The 19,226-nt window shown below is 70.8% G+C and carries 14 protein-coding genes and 1 pseudogene; 2 read left to right on the top strand and 13 right to left on the bottom strand.

Going from position 1 to position 19,226, the window contains the following annotated elements; all coding sequences use genetic code 11:
* Positions 1–11: 11 nt before the first annotated feature.
* Together JYK04_RS24950 and JYK04_RS24945 are read left to right on the top strand one after the other, a co-directional pair.
* The gene (locus tag JYK04_RS24950; RefSeq protein WP_189733462.1) at positions 12–2,747 is read left to right on the top strand and encodes a fumarate reductase/succinate dehydrogenase flavoprotein subunit; all 2,736 of its coding nucleotides are present in this window, start codon (positions 12–14) and stop codon (positions 2,745–2,747) included.
* Positions 2,748–2,860: 113 nt separating this feature from the next.
* The gene (locus tag JYK04_RS24945) at positions 2,861–3,472 is read left to right on the top strand and encodes a hypothetical protein (protein WP_189733464.1); all 612 of its coding nucleotides are present in this window, start codon (positions 2,861–2,863) and stop codon (positions 3,470–3,472) included.
* 276 nt (positions 3,473–3,748) lie between these two features.
* Here the strand turns inward: JYK04_RS24945 and nuoN are convergent, their stop codons facing one another.
* From nuoN to JYK04_RS24880, 13 genes and pseudogenes are all read right to left on the bottom strand, one after another.
* A complete protein-coding gene (gene nuoN / locus JYK04_RS24940; RefSeq protein WP_189733466.1) occupies positions 3,749–5,404 on the bottom strand; it encodes an NADH-quinone oxidoreductase subunit NuoN in 1,656 nt (551 codons plus the stop codon).
* Positions 5,401–7,002 carry an NADH-quinone oxidoreductase subunit M gene (locus JYK04_RS24935; protein ID WP_189733468.1) on the bottom strand — a complete coding sequence of 534 codons (1,602 nt, stop codon included), beginning with the start codon at positions 7,000–7,002 and terminating at the stop codon, positions 5,401–5,403. Before JYK04_RS24935 ends, nuoN begins: the two co-directional genes overlap by 4 nt.
* A 1-nt stretch (position 7,003) precedes the next feature.
* Positions 7,004–8,899 (bottom strand): NADH-quinone oxidoreductase subunit L, encoded by a 1,896-nt coding sequence (gene nuoL, locus JYK04_RS24930; protein WP_189733470.1) that lies wholly within the window; start codon positions 8,897–8,899, stop codon positions 7,004–7,006.
* Between the two features lie 9 nt (positions 8,900–8,908).
* Entirely contained in the window at positions 8,909–9,208 is a 300-nt protein-coding gene (gene nuoK / locus JYK04_RS24925) for an NADH-quinone oxidoreductase subunit NuoK (RefSeq protein ID WP_030653455.1), read from the bottom strand.
* Positions 9,205–10,020, bottom strand: a complete 816-nt coding sequence (locus JYK04_RS24920) for an NADH-quinone oxidoreductase subunit J (RefSeq protein ID WP_189733472.1) — start codon at positions 10,018–10,020, stop codon at positions 9,205–9,207. The genes nuoK and JYK04_RS24920 overlap by 4 nt, the downstream gene beginning before the upstream one ends.
* Positions 10,017–10,613: an NADH-quinone oxidoreductase subunit NuoI gene (gene nuoI, locus JYK04_RS24915; RefSeq protein ID WP_189733474.1), complete on the bottom strand. Its 597-nt coding sequence runs from the start codon at positions 10,611–10,613 to the stop codon at positions 10,017–10,019. The genes JYK04_RS24920 and nuoI overlap by 4 nt, the downstream gene beginning before the upstream one ends.
* A 3-nt stretch (positions 10,614–10,616) precedes the next feature.
* Positions 10,617–11,972, bottom strand: a complete 1,356-nt coding sequence (gene nuoH, locus JYK04_RS24910) for an NADH-quinone oxidoreductase subunit NuoH (protein WP_189733476.1) — start codon at positions 11,970–11,972, stop codon at positions 10,617–10,619.
* A complete protein-coding gene (locus tag JYK04_RS24905; RefSeq protein WP_189733478.1) occupies positions 11,969–14,473 on the bottom strand; it encodes an NADH-quinone oxidoreductase subunit G in 2,505 nt (834 codons plus the stop codon). Before JYK04_RS24905 ends, nuoH begins: the two co-directional genes overlap by 4 nt.
* Entirely contained in the window at positions 14,470–15,855 is a 1,386-nt protein-coding gene (gene nuoF, locus JYK04_RS24900) for an NADH-quinone oxidoreductase subunit NuoF (RefSeq protein ID WP_189733480.1), read from the bottom strand. The genes JYK04_RS24905 and nuoF overlap by 4 nt, the downstream gene beginning before the upstream one ends.
* Positions 15,855–16,610 (bottom strand): NADH-quinone oxidoreductase subunit NuoE, encoded by a 756-nt coding sequence (nuoE, locus tag JYK04_RS24895; RefSeq protein WP_189733482.1) that lies wholly within the window; start codon positions 16,608–16,610, stop codon positions 15,855–15,857. The genes nuoF and nuoE overlap by 1 nt, the downstream gene beginning before the upstream one ends.
* Entirely contained in the window at positions 16,607–17,947 is a 1,341-nt protein-coding gene (locus JYK04_RS24890; protein ID WP_189733485.1) for an NADH-quinone oxidoreductase subunit D, read from the bottom strand. Before JYK04_RS24890 ends, nuoE begins: the two co-directional genes overlap by 4 nt.
* A pseudogene (locus tag JYK04_RS24885) lies at positions 17,947–18,729 on the bottom strand (NADH-quinone oxidoreductase subunit C); the annotation flags it as partial. The pseudogene JYK04_RS24885 and the gene JYK04_RS24890, both read right to left, overlap by 1 nt.
* On the bottom strand, positions 18,672–19,226 hold the full coding sequence (locus JYK04_RS24880; RefSeq protein ID WP_030162005.1) for a NuoB/complex I 20 kDa subunit family protein: 555 nt from the start codon (positions 19,224–19,226) through the stop codon (positions 18,672–18,674). The gene JYK04_RS24880 and the pseudogene JYK04_RS24885, both read right to left, overlap by 58 nt.

Here is a 19,226-nt window from a genome sequence, read left to right as displayed (position 1 = left end):
AGGGCCGCACCATGGACATCCCCGCCATCGGCGACGCCGAGGAACTCTCCTGCGACGTCCTCGTCATCGGCGGCGGCACCGCCGGCACGATGGCGGCGCTGACCGCCGCCGAGCGGGGCGCGCGGGTCCTGCTCCTGGAGAAGGCGCACGTCCGTCACTCCGGGGCGCTCGCCATGGGGATGGACGGGGTCAACAACGCCGTCGTCCCCGGCCGCGCCGAGCCCGACGACTACGTCGCCGAGATCACCCGCGCCAACGACGGCATCGTCGACCAGTCCACGGTCCGCCAGACCGCCACCCGCGGGTTCGCGATGGTGCAGCGCCTGGAGTCGTACGGGGTGAAGTTCGAGAAGGACGAGCACGGCGAGTACGCGGTGCGCCAGGTGCACCGCTCGGGCTCGTACGTGCTGCCCATGCCCGAGGGCAAGGACGTCAAGAAGGTCCTGTACCGGCAGCTGCGGCGCCGCGAGATGCGCGAGCGGATCCGGATCGAGAACCGGGTGATGCCGGTACGGGTGCTGACCTCGCCCGAGGACGGCCGGGCGATCGGCGCGGCCGCCTTCAACACCCGCACCGGCGCCTTCGTGACCGTGCGCGCGGGGGCGGTGATCCTGGCGACGGGCCCGTGCGGACGGCTCGGTCTGCCGGCCTCCGGTTACCTGTACGGCACGTACGAGAACCCGACGAACGCCGGTGACGGCTACGCCATGGCCTATCACGCGGGCGCCGCGCTGACCGGGATCGAGTGCTTCCAGATCAACCCGCTGATCAAGGACTACAACGGCCCGGCGTGCGCGTACGTGGCGAACCCCTTCGGCGGCTACCAGGTCAACCGGCACGGCGAACGCTTCGTCGACTCCGACTACTGGTCGGGGCAGATGATGGCCGAGTTCGCCGCCGAACTCGCCTCGGACCGGGGGCCGGTGTACCTCAAGCTCAGCCACCTCCCGGAGGAGTCGGTGGCCTCCCTGGAGTCCATCCTGCACACCACCGAGCGGCCGACCCGCGGCACCTTCCACGCGGGCCGCGGCCACGACTACCGCACCCACGACGTCGAGATGCACATCTCGGAGATCGGACTGTGCGGCGGCCACTCGGCGTCCGGCGTCCGCGTCGACGACCACGCCCGCACCACCGTGCCGCGGCTGTACGCGGCCGGGGACCTGGCGTCCGTACCGCACAACTACATGATCGGGGCGTTCGTCTTCGGCGATCTGGCGGGCGGGGACGCGGCCCGGTACACGGCGTACGAGGGCGCGCTGCCGGCCGACCAGCTGGCGGCGGCCCACGAGCTGATCTACCGGCCCCTGCGCCATCCGGAGGGGCCGCCGCAGCCGCAGGTGGAGTACAAGCTGCGCCGGTTCGTCAACGACTACGTGGCCCCGCCGAAGACGGGCGCGAAGCTCTCGCTCGCCGTGGCGGCCTTCGACCGGATGACCGGTGAGATCGCGGAGATGGGGGCGAGGACCGCGCACGAGCTGATGCGGTGCGCGGAGGTGTCCTTCATCCGGGACTGCGCGGAGATGGCGGCCCGCTCCTCGCTGGCCCGTACCGAGTCCCGCTGGGGCCTCTACCACGAGCGTCTCGACCACCCGGAGCGCGACGACACGGGCTGGCTGCACCACCTGGACCTGCGCAAATCGGCCTCGGGGGCGATGGAGTTCACCGCCCGGCCGGTGGAGCCGTACCTGGTGCCGGTCGACGGGTTCGCCCCGGCCGGCGGCCCCGCACGGCACCTGGGCGAGGTCGGCCTGGTCCCGGTGGCCACGGCGGGCCCCCGGGAGGCGGCCCCGGCGGCCCGCGCGCAGGCCTCCCCGGCCCCGGACGGCCCGGACGGCCCGGACGCGGTACCCGCGCCCGCGCACGGCTCCGCTTCCTCGCCGCGGATCCTGGAACTGCTCGCCCTGGCCGAGGAGTCGCCCGACCTGGCCGCCCTCACGCCCTATCTGGCCGACCCCGATCCGGCGGTACGGGCCGCGGCCGTGGCCGCGCTCGGCGAGACCGTCCCGGCCGGCGCCGGGCCGGCGCTGGCCGCACGCCTGGCCGACGCCGCCCCGGTCGTACGGGCGGCCGCCGCGGCCGCGCTGCGCGAGCTCGTGGAGGTCCTGCCGGGCGGGCCGGAGCTGGGCACGGGCCTGCGCGCCGCCCTCGCCGTGCCCGACCCCGCGGTGCGCTCCGCCGCGCTCGAAGCCCTGCGGGCGCTGCGGCTCGGCGACGCGGAGCTGTACGCCGCCTCGCTGGCCGACACCGACCCGGAGGTCCGCATCCACGCGGTCCGCGCACTGGTCTCGGTGGACGCCGTCCCGGAGCTGGCCGCGGCGGCCGCGGATCCGGCCCGCGAGGTCCGGGTGGCGGTGGCCAAGGGACTGGCCTCGGTGCACGCCCCGGCCCCGGCCCCGCTGGACCCGCTGCTGGCCGACCCGGACCCGCTGGTTCGGGGCGCCGCGCTGGGCGCGCTGGCCTCGGTCGGCTGCCCTGGCGGGTACGCCCGTACCGCGGTGGCTGCCCTTGCCGACGCGGCCTGGCAGGTCCGGGCGGGGGCGGCGGCCGGACTGTCCGCGGCCGCCCCGGCCGCGGCGGTACCGGCTCTGGCGAAGGCCCTGGCCGACGCCAACGCGGACGTCCGCAAGGCCGCGGTCCTCGCCCTGCTGGCGCATCGGGACACCCCGGAGGCCCGGGCGGCCCTCACCACGGCGGTCTCGGACCCGGACGCGGACGTCCGCGCGTACGCGGGGCGTGCGGCCTGACCCTCACGCGGTGTCAGGCGGCGGTGCCGGACCCCCGTTCGGGGGTCCGCGGCGTGCAGGGCCCGCGGGGCGCCGGGATGGTGGACGAAAGCCCGTCGACGGCAGGAGTCCCCATGTCCCCCGATGTCCGCAAGACCGCCCTCGTGATCGCCGCCGCCGTGTCGCTGGGCCTGGCCGCCGTGGTCCCGGCGCACGGAGTGGAGGGTCCCGCGCCCGACCCGCGGAACAAGCAGGCCATGCGGGACATGGCCACGGCGATCGCGGTGACGGCCAAGTACGCGGACGAGCGGGCGGCGCTCAAGGACGGGTACGTCCCGCACGGCGAGGCGTGCATGACCAACCCGTTCGGGGTGGGCGCCATGGGCTACCACTACGTGAAGCAGGCCAACTGGGGTTCGATGGACCCCGCCAGGCCGACCGCGCTCCTCTACAGCAAGGACAAGGACCGCAACGGCCGCCGCAGGCTCGAGACGGTGGAGTGGATGTCGACCGACCGGGACCAGGACCTGAAGACCAGCGACGACCGGCCGAGCATGTTCGGCCTCCCCTTCGACGGGCCGATGCCCGGCCACTGGGCGGGCATGCCCAAGCACTACGACCTGCACATGTGGGCGTACAAGGAGAACCCGGCCGGCCGCTTCCACAACTGGAACCCGGCGCTGACCTGCCCGAAGAAGGCCCCCACCCCGGGCAAGCCGGCCGCCGCCCACCCGCACGGCCACTAGGCCGTCTCTTCCGGATCTTGCCGGGCCCGCGACGCCCGGCACCGCACCTGGCCGCGTTGTCGGGGCACCCGAGTACGTCCAGTACACGGCACGCCCCTCCGCCTTGCCATCTACGGCACCGGACGCCGCGGGCTCGGCCGACAAGATCCGAAAGAGACGACCCAGGCCGCGTCCGGACGGGGATCTTCCACGACCGTCCGGAGAAGGAGCCCCGCGCAACGGGCGAAGGGCCCGGCTCCCCAAGGGGAGCCGGGCCCTTCCTCCGGGCCGGACCGGTCAGCGGACGAAGGTGCTCGCCTGCCCCGCCAGGTCCAGGAAGTACTGCGGGGCGAGGCCCAGGACCAGGGTGACGGCGACGCCCACCGCGATGGTGGTCATCGTCAGCGGCGAGGGGACCGCCACCGTCGGGCCGTCGGCCTTCGGCTCGCTGAAGAACATCAGGACGATCACCCGGATGTAGAAGAACGCGGCGATCGCGGACGAGATCACACCGACCACGACCAGCACCCCGGCGCCGCTCTCCGCCGCCGCACTGAACACGGCGAACTTGCCCGTGAAGCCGGAGGTGAGCGGGATGCCCGCGAAGGCGAGCAGGAACACCGCGAAGACGGCCGCCGTCAGCGGCGAACGCCGGCCGAGCCCGGCCCACTTGGACAGGTGCGTGGCCTCGCCGCCCGCGTCGCGCACCAGCGTGACCACCGCGAAGGCGCCGATCGTCACGAAGGAGTAGGCGGCCAGGTAGAAGAGGACGGACTGGACGCCCTGCGCCGAGGTCGCGATCACACCGGCCAGGATGAAGCCCGCGTGCGCGATCGAGGAGTAGGCGAGCAGCCGCTTGACGTCCGTCTGGGTCACGGCGATCACCGCACCCGCGAGCATGGTGACGATGGCCACCGCCCACATCACCGGACGCCAGTCCCAGCGCAGCCCCGGCAGGACGACGTAGAGGAGGCGCAGGAGGGCGCCGAAGGCGGCCACCTTGGTCGCCGCCGCCATGAAACCGGTGACCGGGGTCGGGGCGCCCTGGTAGACGTCCGGGGTCCACATGTGGAAGGGGACCGCGCCGACCTTGAAGAGCAGGCCCATCAGGATCAGCGCGCCGCCGATCAGCAGCAGCGCGTCATTGCCCATGGTGGAGGCCAGCGCCGGGTCGATCTTCGCGACCGTGCCGTCGACCACGTCTGCGATCACCGCGTACGAGACCGAGCCCGCGTACCCGTAGAGCAGCGCGATGCCGAAGAGGAGGAAGGCGGAGGAGAAGGCACCCAGGAGGAAGTACTTCACCGCGGCTTCCTGCGACATCAGCCGCTGGCGGCGGGCGACGGCGCAGAGCAGGTACAGCGGGAGGGAGAAGACCTCGAGGGCGATGAACAGCGTCAGCAGGTCGTTGGCCGCCGGGAAGATCAGCATGCCGGCGATCGCGAACAGGGCCAGCGGGAAGACCTCGGTGGTGGTGAAGCCCGCCTTGACGGCGGCCTTCTCGCTGTCGCTGCCCGGCACGGACGCCGCCTGGGCGGCGAAGGAGTCCACCCGGTTTCCGTGCGCCGCGGGGTCCAGCCGCCGCTCGGCGAAGGTGAAGACCGCCACGACCGAGGCCAGCAGGATGGTGCCCTGCAGGAAGAGCGCCGGGCCGTCCACGGCGACGGCGCCCATCGCGGCGATGTGCGCCTTGCCGGACCCGTACCCGCCGGCCGCGAGGCCGACGACCGCGGCGAAGGCCGAGGCCAGCGCGGCGAGGGCGAGGAACACCTGGACGTAGTAACGGGACTTGCGGGGCACGAAGGCCTCGACGAGGATCCCTAGCACCGCCGCGCCCACCACGATCAGCGTGGGCGCGAGCTGTGCGTACTCGATGGTCGGTGCCGGGATCCGTTCGGCCGGTGCCTCGGCCGCCAGTGTCCACAGGCTGTGGGCGGAAGTCAGCGTGCTCACTTCGCCACCTCCCCATTCTTGGCGTGCTCGGCTTCGACGTCGACCTCGGGCTGCGGGTCCGTCTGCTTCACGTCCGACATGGTGTGCTCGACCGCCGGGTTGACGATGTCGGTGAGCACCTTCGGGTAGACGCCCAGCCCGATCAGCAGGGCGATCAGCGGGGCGACCACCAGGACCTCCCGCAGGCGCAGGTCCGGCATGGTGCGGACCTCCTCCTTCACCGGGCCGGTCATCGTGCGCTGGTAGAGCACCAGGGTGTAGAGCGCGGCGAGCACGATGCCGGTGGTGGCGATGATGCCGACGGCCGGGTACCGGGCGAACGTGCCGACCAGGACCAGGAACTCACTGACGAAGGGCGCGAGGCCCGGCAGCGAGAGGGTGGCGAGGCCGCCGATCAGGAAGGTGCCGGCGAGGACCGGGGCGACCTTCTGGACACCGCCGTAGTCGGCGATGAGCCGCGAGCCGCGCCGCGAGATCAGGAAGCCGGCCACCAGCATCAGCGCCGCCGTCGACAGGCCGTGGTTGACCATGTAGAGGGTGGCGCCGGACTGGCCCTGGGAGGTCATCGCGAAGATGCCCAGGATGATGAAGCCGAAGTGCGAGATCGAGGCGTAGGCGACCAGCCGCTTGATGTCCCGCTGGCCGACCGCGACCAGCGCGCCGTAGACGATGCTGATCAGGGCCAGGACGAGGATCACCGGCGTGGCCCACTTGCTGGCGTCGGGGAAGAGCCCGAGGCAGAAGCGGAGCATCGCGAAGGTGCCGACCTTGTCGACGACGGCGGTGATGAGTACGGCGACCGGGGCGGTGGACTCGCCCATCGCGTTCGGCAGCCAGGTGTGCAGCGGCCACAGCGGGGCCTTGATCGCGAAGGCGAAGAAGAACCCGAGGAACAGCAGCCGCTCGGTGTTGGTGGACATGTCGAGCGTGCCCGCGGCGCGGGCTGCGGTGATCTCCTGGAGAGAGAAGTTCCCCGCGACCACGTAGAGGCCGATGACGGCCGCCAGCATGATCAGGCCGCCGACCAGGTTGTAGAGGAGGAACTTGACCGCCGCGTACGAGCGCTGCGTGGCCGCGTTCTCCTCGGAGCCACCGTGGGCCCGGTCCCCGAAGCCGCCGATGAGGAAGTACATCGGGATGAGCATGGCTTCGAAGAAGATGTAGAAGAGGAAGACGTCGGTGGCCTCGAAGGAGATGATCACCATCGCCTCGACCATCAGGATCAGGGCGAAGAAGCCCTGGGTCGGCCGCCACCGGGAGCTCTTGGTCTCCAGGGGGTCGGCGTCGTGCCAGCCGGCCGCGATCACGAAGGGGATCAGCAGCGCGGTGAGCCCGATGAGCACCACCCCGATCCCGTCCACGCCCAGTTCGTAGCGGACGCCGAAGTCGGCGATCCAGGGCCGGGATTCGGTGAGCTGGTAGCGGTCACCGCTCGGGTCGAAGCGGACCGCGACGAGCACGGCCAGGGCCAGTGTCGCCAGCGAGAAGAGCAGCGCGAGCCACTTGGCGGCGGTCCTGCGGGCGGCCGGTACGGCCGCCGTCAGGACCGCGCCGACCGCGGGGACCGCGGCCGTCACCGTCAGAAGCGGGAAACTCATTTCACACCGCCCTCATCAGCAGGGTCGCGGCGATCAGGACCACCGTGCCCCCGAACATCGAGACCGCGTAGCTGCGGGCGTAGCCGTTCTGCAGCTTGCGCAGGCGGCCCGAGAGCCCGCCGACCGAGGCGGCCGTCCCGTTGACCACCCCGTCGACCACGCTGTGGTCGAGGTACACGAGCGAGCGGGTCAGGTGCTCCCCGCCGCGCACCAGCACGACGTGGTTGAAGTCGTCCTGGTAGAGGTCCTTGCGTGCCGCCCGGGTGAGGAACGAGCCGCGCGGGGCGACGACCGGGACGGGGCGCTTGCCGTACATCGCCCAGGCGATGCCGACGCCGACGAGGAGCATCACCATGGTGGCCGCGGTCACCGTCATGGCGCTGACCGGCGGGTTGCCGTGCGAGTAGCCCGTGACGGGCTCCAGCCACTTCAGGAAGCGCTCGCCGATCTCGAAGAAGGCTCCGGCGAAAACCGAGCCGAAGGCCAGGATGACCATCGGGATGGTCATGGACTTCGGGGACTCGTGCGGGTGCGGCTCGTGGCCGGCATCGTCCGGCTGCCAGCGCTTCTCGCCGAAGAAGGTGAGGAGCATGACGCGGGTCATGTAGAAGGCGGTGATGCCGGCGCCCAGCAGGGTGACCCCGCCGAGGATCCAGCCCTCGGTGCCGCCCTTCGCGAAGGCCGCCTCGATGATCATGTCCTTGGAGAAGAAGCCGGACAGGCCCGGGAAGCCGATGATCGCCAGGTATCCGAGGCCGAAGGTGACGAAGGTGACCGGCATGTACTTCCGCAGACCTCCGTACCTGCGCATGTCGACCTCGTCGTTCATCCCGTGCATCACGGAACCCGCGCCGAGGAAGAGGCCCGCCTTGAAGAAGCCGTGCGTCACCAGGTGCATGATCGCGAAGACGTAGCCGATCGGGCCGAGGCCCGCGGCGAGGATCATGTAGCCGATCTGCGACATCGTCGAGCCCGCCAGGGCCTTCTTGATGTCGTCCTTCGCGCAACCGACGATCGCACCGAAGAGGAGCGTGACCGCGCCCACGACGGTGACCACCAGCTGGGCGTCCGGCGCCCCGTTGAAGACGGCGGCCGAGCGGACGATCAGGTACACGCCCGCGGTCACCATGGTGGCCGCGTGGATCAGGGCCGAGACCGGGGTCGGGCCCTCCATCGCGTCCCCGAGCCAGGACTGCAGCGGGACCTGGGCCGACTTGCCGCAGGCGGCCAGCAGCAGCATCAGGCCGATGGCCGTCAGCATGCCCTCGGAGGTCTTGTCCACGGAGGCGAACACCGGCTCGAAGGCGAAGGTGCCGAACGTGGTGAACATCAGCATGATCGCGATCGACAGGCCCATGTCGCCGACGCGGTTGACCAGGAAGGCCTTCTTCGCGGCCGTGGCCGCGCTGGGCTTGTGCTGCCAGAAGCCGATCAGGAGGTACGAGGCGAGGCCCACGCCCTCCCAGCCGAAGTACAGCAGCAGGTAGTTGTCGGCGAGGACCAGCAGCAGCATCGCCGCGACGAACAGGTTGAGGTAGCCGAAGAAGCGGCGGCGGCGCTCGTCGTGCTCCATGTACCCGATCGAGTACACGTGGATGAGCGTGCCCACCCCGGAGATCAGCAGGACGAAGGTCATCGACAGCTGGTCCAGCTGGAAGGCCATGTCCGCCTGGAAGCCCTCGACGGGGATCCAGGTGTACAGGTTCTGGGTCAGGGTCCGGTCCTCGGCCGTGCGCCCCAGCATGTCGGCGAACAGGACGACGCCGATCCCGAAGGAGACGGCCGCGAGCAGGGTGCCGATCCAGTGACCGACCTTGTCGAGGCGCCGGCCGCCGCAGAGCAGCACCACCGCTCCGAGCAGGGGCGCCGCGATCAGCAGCGCAATCAGGTTCTCCACAGCGACCCCTTACAGCTTCATCAGGCTGGCGTCGTCGACCGAGGCCGAGTGGCGGGTACGGAACAGCGACACGATGATCGCCAGGCCGACCACGACCTCCGCGGCGGCGACGACCATCGTGAAGAACGCGATGATCTGGCCGTCGAGGTTGCCGTGCATCCGGGAGAACGCGACGAAGGCGAGGTTGCAGGCGTTGAGCATCAGCTCGACGCACATGAACAGCACGATCGCGTTCTTGCGGATCAGGACCCCGGTGGCACCGATCGTGAACAGCAGGGCCGCCAGGTACAGGTAGTTGACCGGATTCACTTCGAGGCCTCCTCACGGCCGAGGCGCTCCGAGGAGGCCTGCTCCAGTGCCTTGAGGTCGTCGATCGCCTGGCTGGAGACGTCCCGGATCTGGCCGCGGGCGCGCAGCGTGCGGTTGACGGTCAGCTCGGACGGGGTGCCGTCCGGCAGCAGTCCGGCGACGTCCACCGCGTTGTGCCGGGCGTAGACGCCGGGCGCGGGCAGCGGCGGGAGCTGGACGCCCTCGCGGACCCGCTTCTCGGCGAGTTCGCGCTGGGTGGCGGCCCGTTCGGTGCGCTCGCGGTGGGTGAGCACCATCGCGCCGACGGCTGCGGTGATCAGCAGCGCGCCGGTGATCTCGAAGGCGAAGACGTACTTGGTGAAGATCAGCTGCGCCAGGCCCTCGATGTGCCCGCCCGAGTTGACCCGGCCGAGCCCGTTGAAGTGGGTGAGCCCGGCGTTGGCGATGCCGGCGATCAGCAGGATGCCGAAGCCGAGCCCGCACAGGGCGGCCAGCCAGCGCTGCCCCTTGATGGTCTCCTTCAGGGAGTCGGCGGCGGTGACGCCGACGAGCATGACCACGAAGAGGAAGAGCATCATGATCGCGCCGGTGTAGACGATGACCTGGACGACGCCGAGGAAGTACGCCCCGTTGGCGAGGTAGAAGACGGCCAGGATGATCATCGTCCCGGCCAGGCTGAGGGCGCTGTGCACGGCCTTCTTCATCAGGATCGTGGCCAGTGCGCCGATCACGGCGACCGTGCCGAGGATCCAGAACTGGATCGCCTCGCCCGTGGAGGTCATGGAGGTGGCGGAAGCGGCGATGGCGCTCATGCGTCCACCTCCTCGGACTGCCCGTTCTCCGGAGCGACTTCGCCCTTGGAGACCGCGACCTGCCGGACGGTGCCCGGGGCGGCCCCGGTCACCAGACCCCGGTAGTAGTCCGTGTCGTCCGTGCCGGGGAAGATCGAGTGCGGTGCCTCGACCATGCCCTCGGTCAGGCCGGCCAGCAGCTGCTCCTTGGTGTAGATGAGCGATTCGCGGCTGGAGTCGGCCAGTTCGAACTCGTTCGTCATGGTCAGCGCGCGCGTCGGGCACGCCTCCACGCACAGCCCGCACAGGATGCAGCGGGCGTAGTTGATCTGGTAGACCCGGCCGTACCGCTCACCCGGGGAGTAGCGCTCCTCCTCGGTGTTGTCCGCGCCCTCCACGTAGATCGCGTCGGCGGGACAGGCCCAGGCGCACAGCTCGCACCCGATGCACTTCTCCAGACCGTCGGGGTGCCGGTTGAGCTGATGCCGTCCGTGGAAGCGCGGTGCGGTCGTCTTCTGCTGCTCCGGGTACTGCTCGGTGAGGCGCTTCTTGAACATGGCCTTGAAGGTCACGCCGAAGCCCGCCACCGGGTTCTGCCACTTCTCGTCGGACATCTCTCAAGCCTCCTCTCGGTCACTGTCAGTATTCGTCCCACCACTGACAATCAGCTCCCGCTCGGTGCGGGACCGCCTGCGCGGTACGGGTGCCAGGTGCTGGCCGGGCTTGGGCGGTACGGGGAAGCCGCCCGCCAGCGGGTCGAAGGGCTCGGCGTCGTGCACCGCTTCGGCGGCCGCCGTCTTCTTCTCCCGCTTGTCGCGGAAGACGTCCGCGACGAAGGAGAGGAGCAGGATCGCCACGACGGCGCCGCCGACGTAGAGGACGATCTCGCTGAAGTCGTACGCCTCGTTGCGCAGCGCCCGGACGGTGGCCACCAGCATCAGCCAGACCACCGAGACCGGGATCAGTACCTTCCAGCCGAGCTTCATCAGCTGGTCGTAGCGCACGCGGGGCAGCGTGCCGCGCAGCCAGATGAAGAAGAACAGCAGCAGCTGCACCTTGAGGACGAACCAGAGCATCGGCCACCAGCCGTGGTTCGCGCCCTCCCAGAAGGAGCTGATCGGGTACGGGGCCCGCCAGCCGCCCAGGAAGAGGGTGACCGAGACCGCCGAGACGGTGACCATGTTGACGTACTCGGCCAGCATGAACAGCGCGAACTTGATGGACGAGTACTCGGTGTTGAAACCGCCGACCAGGTCGCCCTCGGACTCCGGCATGTCGAAGGGGGCGCGGTTCGTCTCGCCGACCATCGTGACGACGTAGATGATGAAGGACACCGGCAGCAGGACGATGAACCAGCGGTCCGCCTGGGCCTCGACGATCGCCGAGGTCGACATCGATCCGGAGTAGAGGAAGACCGAGGCGAAGGCCGCGCCCATCGCGATCTCGTAGGAGATCATCTGCGCGCAGGAGCGCAGGCCGCCGAGGAGCGGGTAGGTGGAGCCGGAGGACCAGCCCGCCAGCACGATGCCGTAGATGCCGACCGAGGCCACCGCGAGGATGTAGAGCATCGCGATGGGCAGGTCGGTCAGCTGCATCGTGGTGCGCTGGCCGAAGATGGAGATCTCGTCGTCCGCGGGCCCGAAGGGGATCACCGCGATGGCCATGAAGGCCGGGATCGCCGCGATGATCGGGGCCAGGACGTAGATGACCTTGTCGGCCCGCTTGACGATCAGGTCTTCCTTGAGCATCAGCTTCACGCCGTCGGCGAGCGACTGGAGCATGCCCCAGGGTCCGTGCCGGTTCGGGCCGATGCGCAGCTGCATCCAGGCGACGACCTTGCGCTCCCACACGATGGAGAAGAGCACCGTCACCATCAGGAAGGCGAAGCAGAAGACCGCCTTCAGGAGGACGAGCCACCAGACGTCCTTGCCGAACAGGGACAGGTCCTCGGCAGCGAGTTGAACGGTGTTCACGCGCCCACCTCCGCAGTGGTGTCGCCTGCGCCGGCCGGGGTCGCCGGGCCGATGCGTACGAGGGTGCCCGGGCGGGCGCCGGCGTCGGCGAGGACGCCGGAGCCGGTGGAGTTCAGCGGGAGCCAGACCACGCGGTCGGGCATCTCGGTGATCCGGAGCGGGAGTTCCACGGAGCCGGCCGGGCCGGTGACCGCGAGGACGTCGCCGTCCTTGACGCCGGTCTCGGCTGCCGTGGCGGCCGACAGCCGGGCGCTCGCCTCGTGCCGGGTGCCGGCCAGGGCGTCGTCGCCCTCCTGCAGCCGGCCGAGGTCCAGGAGGAGCCGGTGGCCCGCGAGGACCGCCTCGCCGGTGCCCGGACGGGGCAGTGCCACCGTGTCCGCGCTCTGCGCGGCGGCCCGCTCCCCGGCCCACGGACCGAGCCGGTCGATCTCCCGGCGTACGGCGTGCACGTCGGGCAGGGCGATCGGCCGGTCGGCGGCGTCGGCCAGCATGTGGAGCACGCGGGCGTCGGCCGGGGCGAGCCGGCGGGTCATCTGGTCGGGCTTGAGCGCGGCCTCGAACGGCCTGACCCGGCCCTCCCAGTTGATGAAGGCGCCGGACTTCTCGGCGACCGCGGCGACCGGGAGGACCACGTCCGCGTGGTCGGTGACCTCGCCGGGCCGCAGTTCCAGGGAGACCACGAAGGCCTCCTGGAGGGCGGTCCGCGCGCGGGCCGGGTCCGGCAGGTCGGCGACCTCGACGCCCGCGATCAGCAGGGCCGAGAGCTCCCGGGTCGCCGCGGCCTCGACGATCTGGCCGGTGTCGCGGCCGTAGCGGTGCGGGAGTTCGTCCAGGCCCCAGGCGGTGGCGACCTCGTCGCGGGCCCGCGGGTCGGTGGCGGGGCGGCCGCCCGGCAGCAGGGACGGCAGCGCGCCCGCCTCGATGGCGGCCCGCTCACCGGCCCGGCGCGGGATCCACACCAGGGTGGCTCCGGTGACCCCGGCGGCCCGTACGGCGGCGGTCAGCGCGCCCGGCACTCCGGCGAGGCGCTCCCCTACGAGGATGACCGCGCCGGGCTGCCGCAGCGCCTCGGCGGCTTCGGCGCCGCCGGTCTCCAGGCCCGTCCGGGAGGCCAGCGCGTCGAGCCACTCGGGCTCGGTGCCGGGGGCGGCGGCCAGCAGGGTGCCGCCCGCCTTCTGCAGGCCGCGGGTGGCGAAGGGGGCGACGGAGAAGGTCCGCTGCTTCCGCTTGCGGTGGGCCTTGCGCAGCCGCAGGAAGACGCCGGGGGCCTCCTCCTCCGCCTCGATGCCGACGAGCAGCACGGCCGGGGCCGCCTCCAGGGCGGTGTACGAGAGCCGCTGCCCGCCGAGGTCGACCCCGTACCCGGCGACCTCCGAGGCCAGGAAATCGGCCTCCTCCGCGCTGTGCACGCGGGCCCGGAAGTCGATGTCGTTGGTGTCGAGCACCACCCGCGCGAACTTGGCGTACGCGTAGGCGTCCTCGACGGTGAGCCGGCCGCCGGTCAGCACCCCGGCCCGGCCGCGCGCGGCGGCGAGTCCGTTGGCCGCGGCTTCCAGGGCCTCGGGCCAGCTCGCCGGCTCGAGCACCCCGGCGGCGCTGCGCACCAGCGGGGTGGTCAGCCGGTCCGGGCGCTGCGCGTAGCGGAACCCGAAGCGGCCCTTGTCGCAGATCCACTCCTCGTTGACCTCGGGGTCCTCGGCGGCGAGGCGGCGCAGCACCTTGCCGCGCCGGTGGTCGGTGCGGGTCGCGCAGCCGCCCGCGCAGTGCTCGCACACGCTCGGGGAGGAGACGAGGTCGAAGGGGCGGGAGCGGAACCGGTAGGCGGCCGAGGTGAGGGCGCCGACCGGGCAGATCTGGATGGTGTTGCCCGAGAAGTACGACTCGAAGGGGTCGCCCTCGCCGGTGCCGACCTGCTGGAGCGCGCCGCGTTCCAGCAGCTCGATCATCGGGTCGCCGGCGATCTCGTTGGAGAAGCGGGTGCAGCGCGCGCACAGCACGCACCGCTCGCGGTCCAGCAGCACCTGGGTGGAGATCGGGACCGGCTTCTCGTAGGTGCGCTTCTTGCCCTCGAACCGCGATTCGGCGTTGCCGTGCGACATCGCCTGGTTCTGCAGCGGGCACTCGCCGCCCTTGTCGCAGACCGGACAGTCCAGCGGGTGGTTGATGAGCAGCAGCTCCATCACCCCGCGCTGGGACTTGTCGGCGACCTCGGAGGTCAGCTGGGTCTTGACGACCATGCCGTCGGTGCAGGTGATGGTGCAGGAGGCCATCGGCTTGCGCTGGCCCTCGACCTCGACGATGCACTGGCGGCAGGCGCCGGCCGGGGAGAGGAGGGGGTGGTCGCAGAACCGGGGGATCTCGATGCCGAGCTGCTCGGCGGCCCGGATGACGAGGGTGCCCTTGGGCACGGACAGTTCGACCCCGTCGATGGTCAGCGAGACGGTGTTCTCCGGTGGAACCGCCGCTCCGCCCCCGGAGGCCGCTGGAGTGGTGACGGTCATGCGTTCACCTCCGTGTCGGCCCAGAGGGTCGACTTCCTGGGGTCGAAGGGGCAGCCCTTGCCCGTGATGTGCTGCTCGTACTCCTCGCGGAAGTACTTGAGCGAGGAGAAGATCGGGCTGGCCGCGCCGTCGCCGAGCGCGCAGAAGGACTTGCCGTTGATGTTGTCGGCGATGTCGTTCAGCTTGTCGAGGTCGGACATGACGCCCTGGCCGGCCTCGATGTCGCGGAGCAGCTGGACCAGCCAGTAGGTGCCTTCGCGGCACGGGGTGCACTTGCCGCAGGACTCGTGGGCGTAGAACTCGGTCCACCGGGTCACGGCCCGCACCACGCACGTCGTCTCGTCGAAGCACTGCAGGGCCTTGGTGCCGAGCATCGAGCCGGCGGCGCCCACGCCCTCGTAGTCGAGCGGGACGTCGAGGTGCTCGTCGGTGAACATCGGGGTGGAGGAGCCGCCCGGGGTCCAGAACTTCAGCCGGTGCCCGGGGCGCATGCCGCCGCTCATGTCGAGGAGCTGGCGCAGGGTGATGCCGAGCGGGGCCTCGTACTGGCCGGGGCCGGCCACGTGCCCGGAGAGCGAGTACAGCGTGAAGCCGGGGGACTTCTCGGTCCCCATCGACTTGAACCAGTCCTTGCCCTTGTTCAGGATCGCGGGAACCGAGGCGATCGACTCCACGTTGTTGACGACAGTGGGGCACGCGTAGAGCCCCTCGACCGCGGGGAAGGGGGGACGCAGCCGGGGCTGGCCGCGCCGGCCTTCGAGGGAGTCGAGCAGCGCCGTCTCCTCGCCGCAGATGTACGCGCCCGCGCCCGCGTGCACCGTGATGTCGAGGTTGCGCCCGGTGCCGTCGATGTCCTTGCCGAGGTATCCGGCCGCGTACGCCTCGCGCACGGCTTCGTGCAGGCGCCGCAGTACGGGCACCGTCTCCCCGCGCAGGTAGATGAAGGCGTGCTCCGAGCGGATCGCGTAGCAGGCGATGATCATTCCCTCGATGAGGGAGTGCGGGTTGGCGAAGAGGAGGGGGATGTCCTTGCAGGTGCCCGGCTCCGACTCGTCCGCGTTCACGACGAGGTAGTGCGGCTTTCCGTCGCCCTGCGGGATGAACTGCCACTTCATTCCGGTGGGGAAGCCCGCGCCGCCGCGTCCGCGCAGGCCCGAGTCCTTCACGTAGGCGATGAGGTCGTCCGGGGTCATCGCGAGCGCCTTGCGCAGGCCCTCGTACCCCTCGTGGCGCCGGTAGGTCTCCAGCGTCCACGACCGCGGCTCGTCCCAGAAGGCGGACAGCACGGGGGCGAGGAGCTTCTCCGGGCTGGTACCGCCGCCGGCCGCCGGATGGGAGGTGCTCCCATTGCCCCCGTTGCTCAGTTCGGAAGACACCGACATCACTCCCCTCCCTCGGTGGTGGCCTCGCCGCGCGGGTGGACGATCGGGGTGTGCGCGGACTCGCCGCGCGCGATGCGCAGCCCGATCAGGGAGGCGGGGCCGGCGCCGCCGGTCGCCTCGACCGCGCCCTCGCGCTCGTCCGGGAAGCCGGCCAGGATCCGGGCGGTCTCCTTGTACGTGCACAGCGGCGCGCCCCGGGTCGGCGAGACCTCGCGGCCGGCCAGCAGGTCGTCGACCATGGCCTTGGCGGACTGGGGGGTCTGGTTGTCGAAGAACTCCCAGTTGACCATCACCACGGGGGCGTAGTCGCAGGCCGCGTTGCACTCGATGTGTTCGAGGGTGATCTTGCCGTCGGGGGTGGTCCCGTTGTTGCCGACCCCGAGGTGCTCCTTGAGCTCCTCGAAGATGGCGTCGCCGCCCATCACCGCGCACAGGGTGTTCGTACAGACGCCGACCTGGTAGTCACCGGAGGGCCCCCGCCGGTACATCGTGTAGAAGGTCGCCACGGCCGTGACCTCGGCGGTGGTCAGGCCCAGTACCTCGGCGCAGAAGCGGATGCCGGTGCGCGAGACGTGGCCCTCCTCGGACTGGGTCAGGTGCAGCAGCGGCAGCAGGGCGGAGCGGCTGTCGGGGTAGCGGGCGATGACTTCCCTGGCGTCGGCTTCGAGGCGCTCGCGTACCTCCGCCGGAAAGTCGGGGGCCGGCAGCTGGGGCATGCCCAGCGAGACCCCTTGGTTCGAAGGACTGGCGGTCATCGGTCGACGCCTCCCATCACGGGGTCGATGGAGGCGACGGCGACGATGACGTCGGCGACCTGGCCGCCCTCGCACATCGCGGCCATGGCCTGCAGGTTGGTGAAGGACGGGTCGCGGAAGTGGACCCGGTAGGGGCGGGTCCCGCCGTCGGAGACGACGTGCACTCCGAGCTCGCCCTTGGGTGACTCGACGGCCGCGTACGCCTGGCCGGGCGGTACCCGGAAGCCCTCGGTCACCAGCTTGAAGTGGTGGATGAGGGCCTCCATGGAGGTGCCCATGATGTTCCTGATGTGGTCGAGCGAGTTGCCGAGACCGTCCGGGCCCATCGCGAGCTGCGCCGGCCAGGCGATCTTCTTGTCGGCGACCATCACCGGTCCGGGCTCCAGGCGCTCCAGGCACTGCTCGACGATCCGCAGCGACTGGCGCATCTCCTCCAGGCGGATCAGGAACCGCCCGTAGGAGTCGCAGGTGTCGGTGGTCGGCACGTCGAACTCGTAGTTCTCGTAGCCGCAGTACGGGTCCGACTTGCGCAGGTCGTGCGGCAGGCCGGCGGAGCGCAGGATCGGGCCGGTGGCGCCGAGCGCCATGCAGCCGGTGAGGTCGAGGTAGCCGACGTCCTGCATGCGGGCCTTGAAGATGGGATTGCCGGTGGCGAGCTTGTCGTACTCCGGCAGGTTCTTCTTCATGGTCTTGAGGAACTCGCGCAGCTGGTCGACGGCGCCCGGGGGGAGGTCCTGGGCGAGGCCGCCGGGGCGGACGAACGCGTGGTTCATGCGCAGTCCGGTGATCAGCTCGAAGATGTCGAGGATCAGCTCGCGGTCGCGGAAGCCGTAGATCATGATCGTGGTCGCGCCCAGCTCCATGCCGCCGGTGGCGATGCACACCAGGTGGGAGGAGAGCCGGTTGAGCTCCATCAGCAGGACGCGGATGACGGTGGCGCGGTCCGGGATCTGGTCGGTGATGCCGAGCAGCCTCTCGACGCCGAGGCAGTACGCCGTCTCGTTGAAGAACGGCGTCAGGTAGTCCATGCGCGTCACGAAGGTGGTGCCCTGCGTCCAGTTCCGGAATTCGAGGTTCTTCTCGATGCCGGTGTGCAGGTAGCCGATGCCGCAGCGGGCCTCGGTGACCGTCTCGCCGTCGATCTCCAGGATCAGGCGCAGCACTCCGTGGGTGGAGGGGTGCTGCGGACCCATGTTGACGACGATCCTCTCGTCGTCGGCCTTGGCCGCGGACTGGACGATCTCGTCCCAGTCGCCGCCGGTGACGGTGTAGACGGTGCCCTCGGTCGTCTCGCGCGCGGAGGCGTGATCGGCGGAGGCGTGATTTGACGTGGACATCAGCTGTACGACCTCCGCTGGTCGGGAGCCGGGATCTGGGCGCCCTTGTACTCGACGGGGATGCCGCCGAGCGGGTAGTCCTTGCGCTGCGGGAAGCCCTGCCAGTCGTCCGGCATCATGATCCGGGTGAGGGCCGGGTGCCCGTCGAAGATCAGGCCGAAGAAGTCGTACGTCTCGCGCTCGTGCCAGTCGTTGGTCGGGTAGACGGAGACGAGCGAGGGGACGTGCGGGTCGCCGTCCGGGACGGACACCTCCAGCCGCAGGATCCGGCCGTGCGTGAGCGAGCGCAGGTGGTAGACGGCGTGCAGCTCGCGGCCCTTGTCCCCGGGGAAGTGCACGCCGGAGACGCCGGTGCAGAGCTCGAAGCGCAGGGCCGGGTCGTCGCGCAGGGTGCGCGCGACCCGGACGAGGTGCTCGCGGGCGATGTGGAAGGTGAGCTCGCCCCGGTCGACCACCGTCTTCTCGATGGCGTTCCCCGGGACCAGGTCCTGCTCCTCCAGCGCACCTTCGAGCTCGTCGGCCACCTCGTCGAAGTAGGAGCCGTACGGCCGGCTCGTCGCGCCGGGCATGGCCACGGTCTGCACGAGGCCGCCGTAGCCGCTGGTGTCCCCGCCGCCCGCGGCACCGAACATGCCCTTGCGGACGCCGATGACCTCGGGGCCCTGGTCACGCGGCGCAGGGACGTTGCTTCCGTTGCTGCCGTTCTCCGGCTCTTGGGTCTCGCTCACCGGAGCAGCCCCTTCATCTCGATGGTGGGGAGGGCCTTGAGGGCCGCCTCCTCCGCCTCACGGGCCGCTTCCTCCCGGTTCACGCCGAGCTTTCCGCCCTGGATCTTCTGGTGGAGCTTGAGGATCGCGTCCATCAGCATCTCGGGGCGCGGCGGGCAGCCGGGCAGATAGATGTCCACCGGGACGATGTGGTCGACGCCCTGGACGATCGCGTAGTTGTTGAACATTCCGCCCGAAGATGCACAAACCCCCATGGAGATGACCCATTTGGGAGCGGGCATCTGGTCGTACACCTGCCGCAGCACCGGCGCCATCTTCTGGCTGACCCGCCCGGCCACGATCATCAGATCGGCCTGGCGCGGGGAGCCGCGGAAGACCTCCATGCCGAAGCGGGCCAGGTCGTACCGGCCCGCTCCGGTGGTCATCATCTCGATGGCGCAGCAGGCCAGACCGAAGGTCGCCGGGAAGACGGACGACTTGCGCACCCATCCCGCGGCCTGTTCGACGGTGGTCAGCAGGAAGCCGCTCGGCAGCTTTTCTTCCAGTCCCAT

The organism is Streptomyces nojiriensis, from assembly GCF_017639205.1.
In the GTDB taxonomy this organism is placed as follows: domain Bacteria; phylum Actinomycetota; class Actinomycetes; order Streptomycetales; family Streptomycetaceae; genus Streptomyces; species Streptomyces nojiriensis.
Note: the sequence above shows the minus strand (reverse complement) of the source record. Positions and strands in the feature narration are given on the sequence as shown.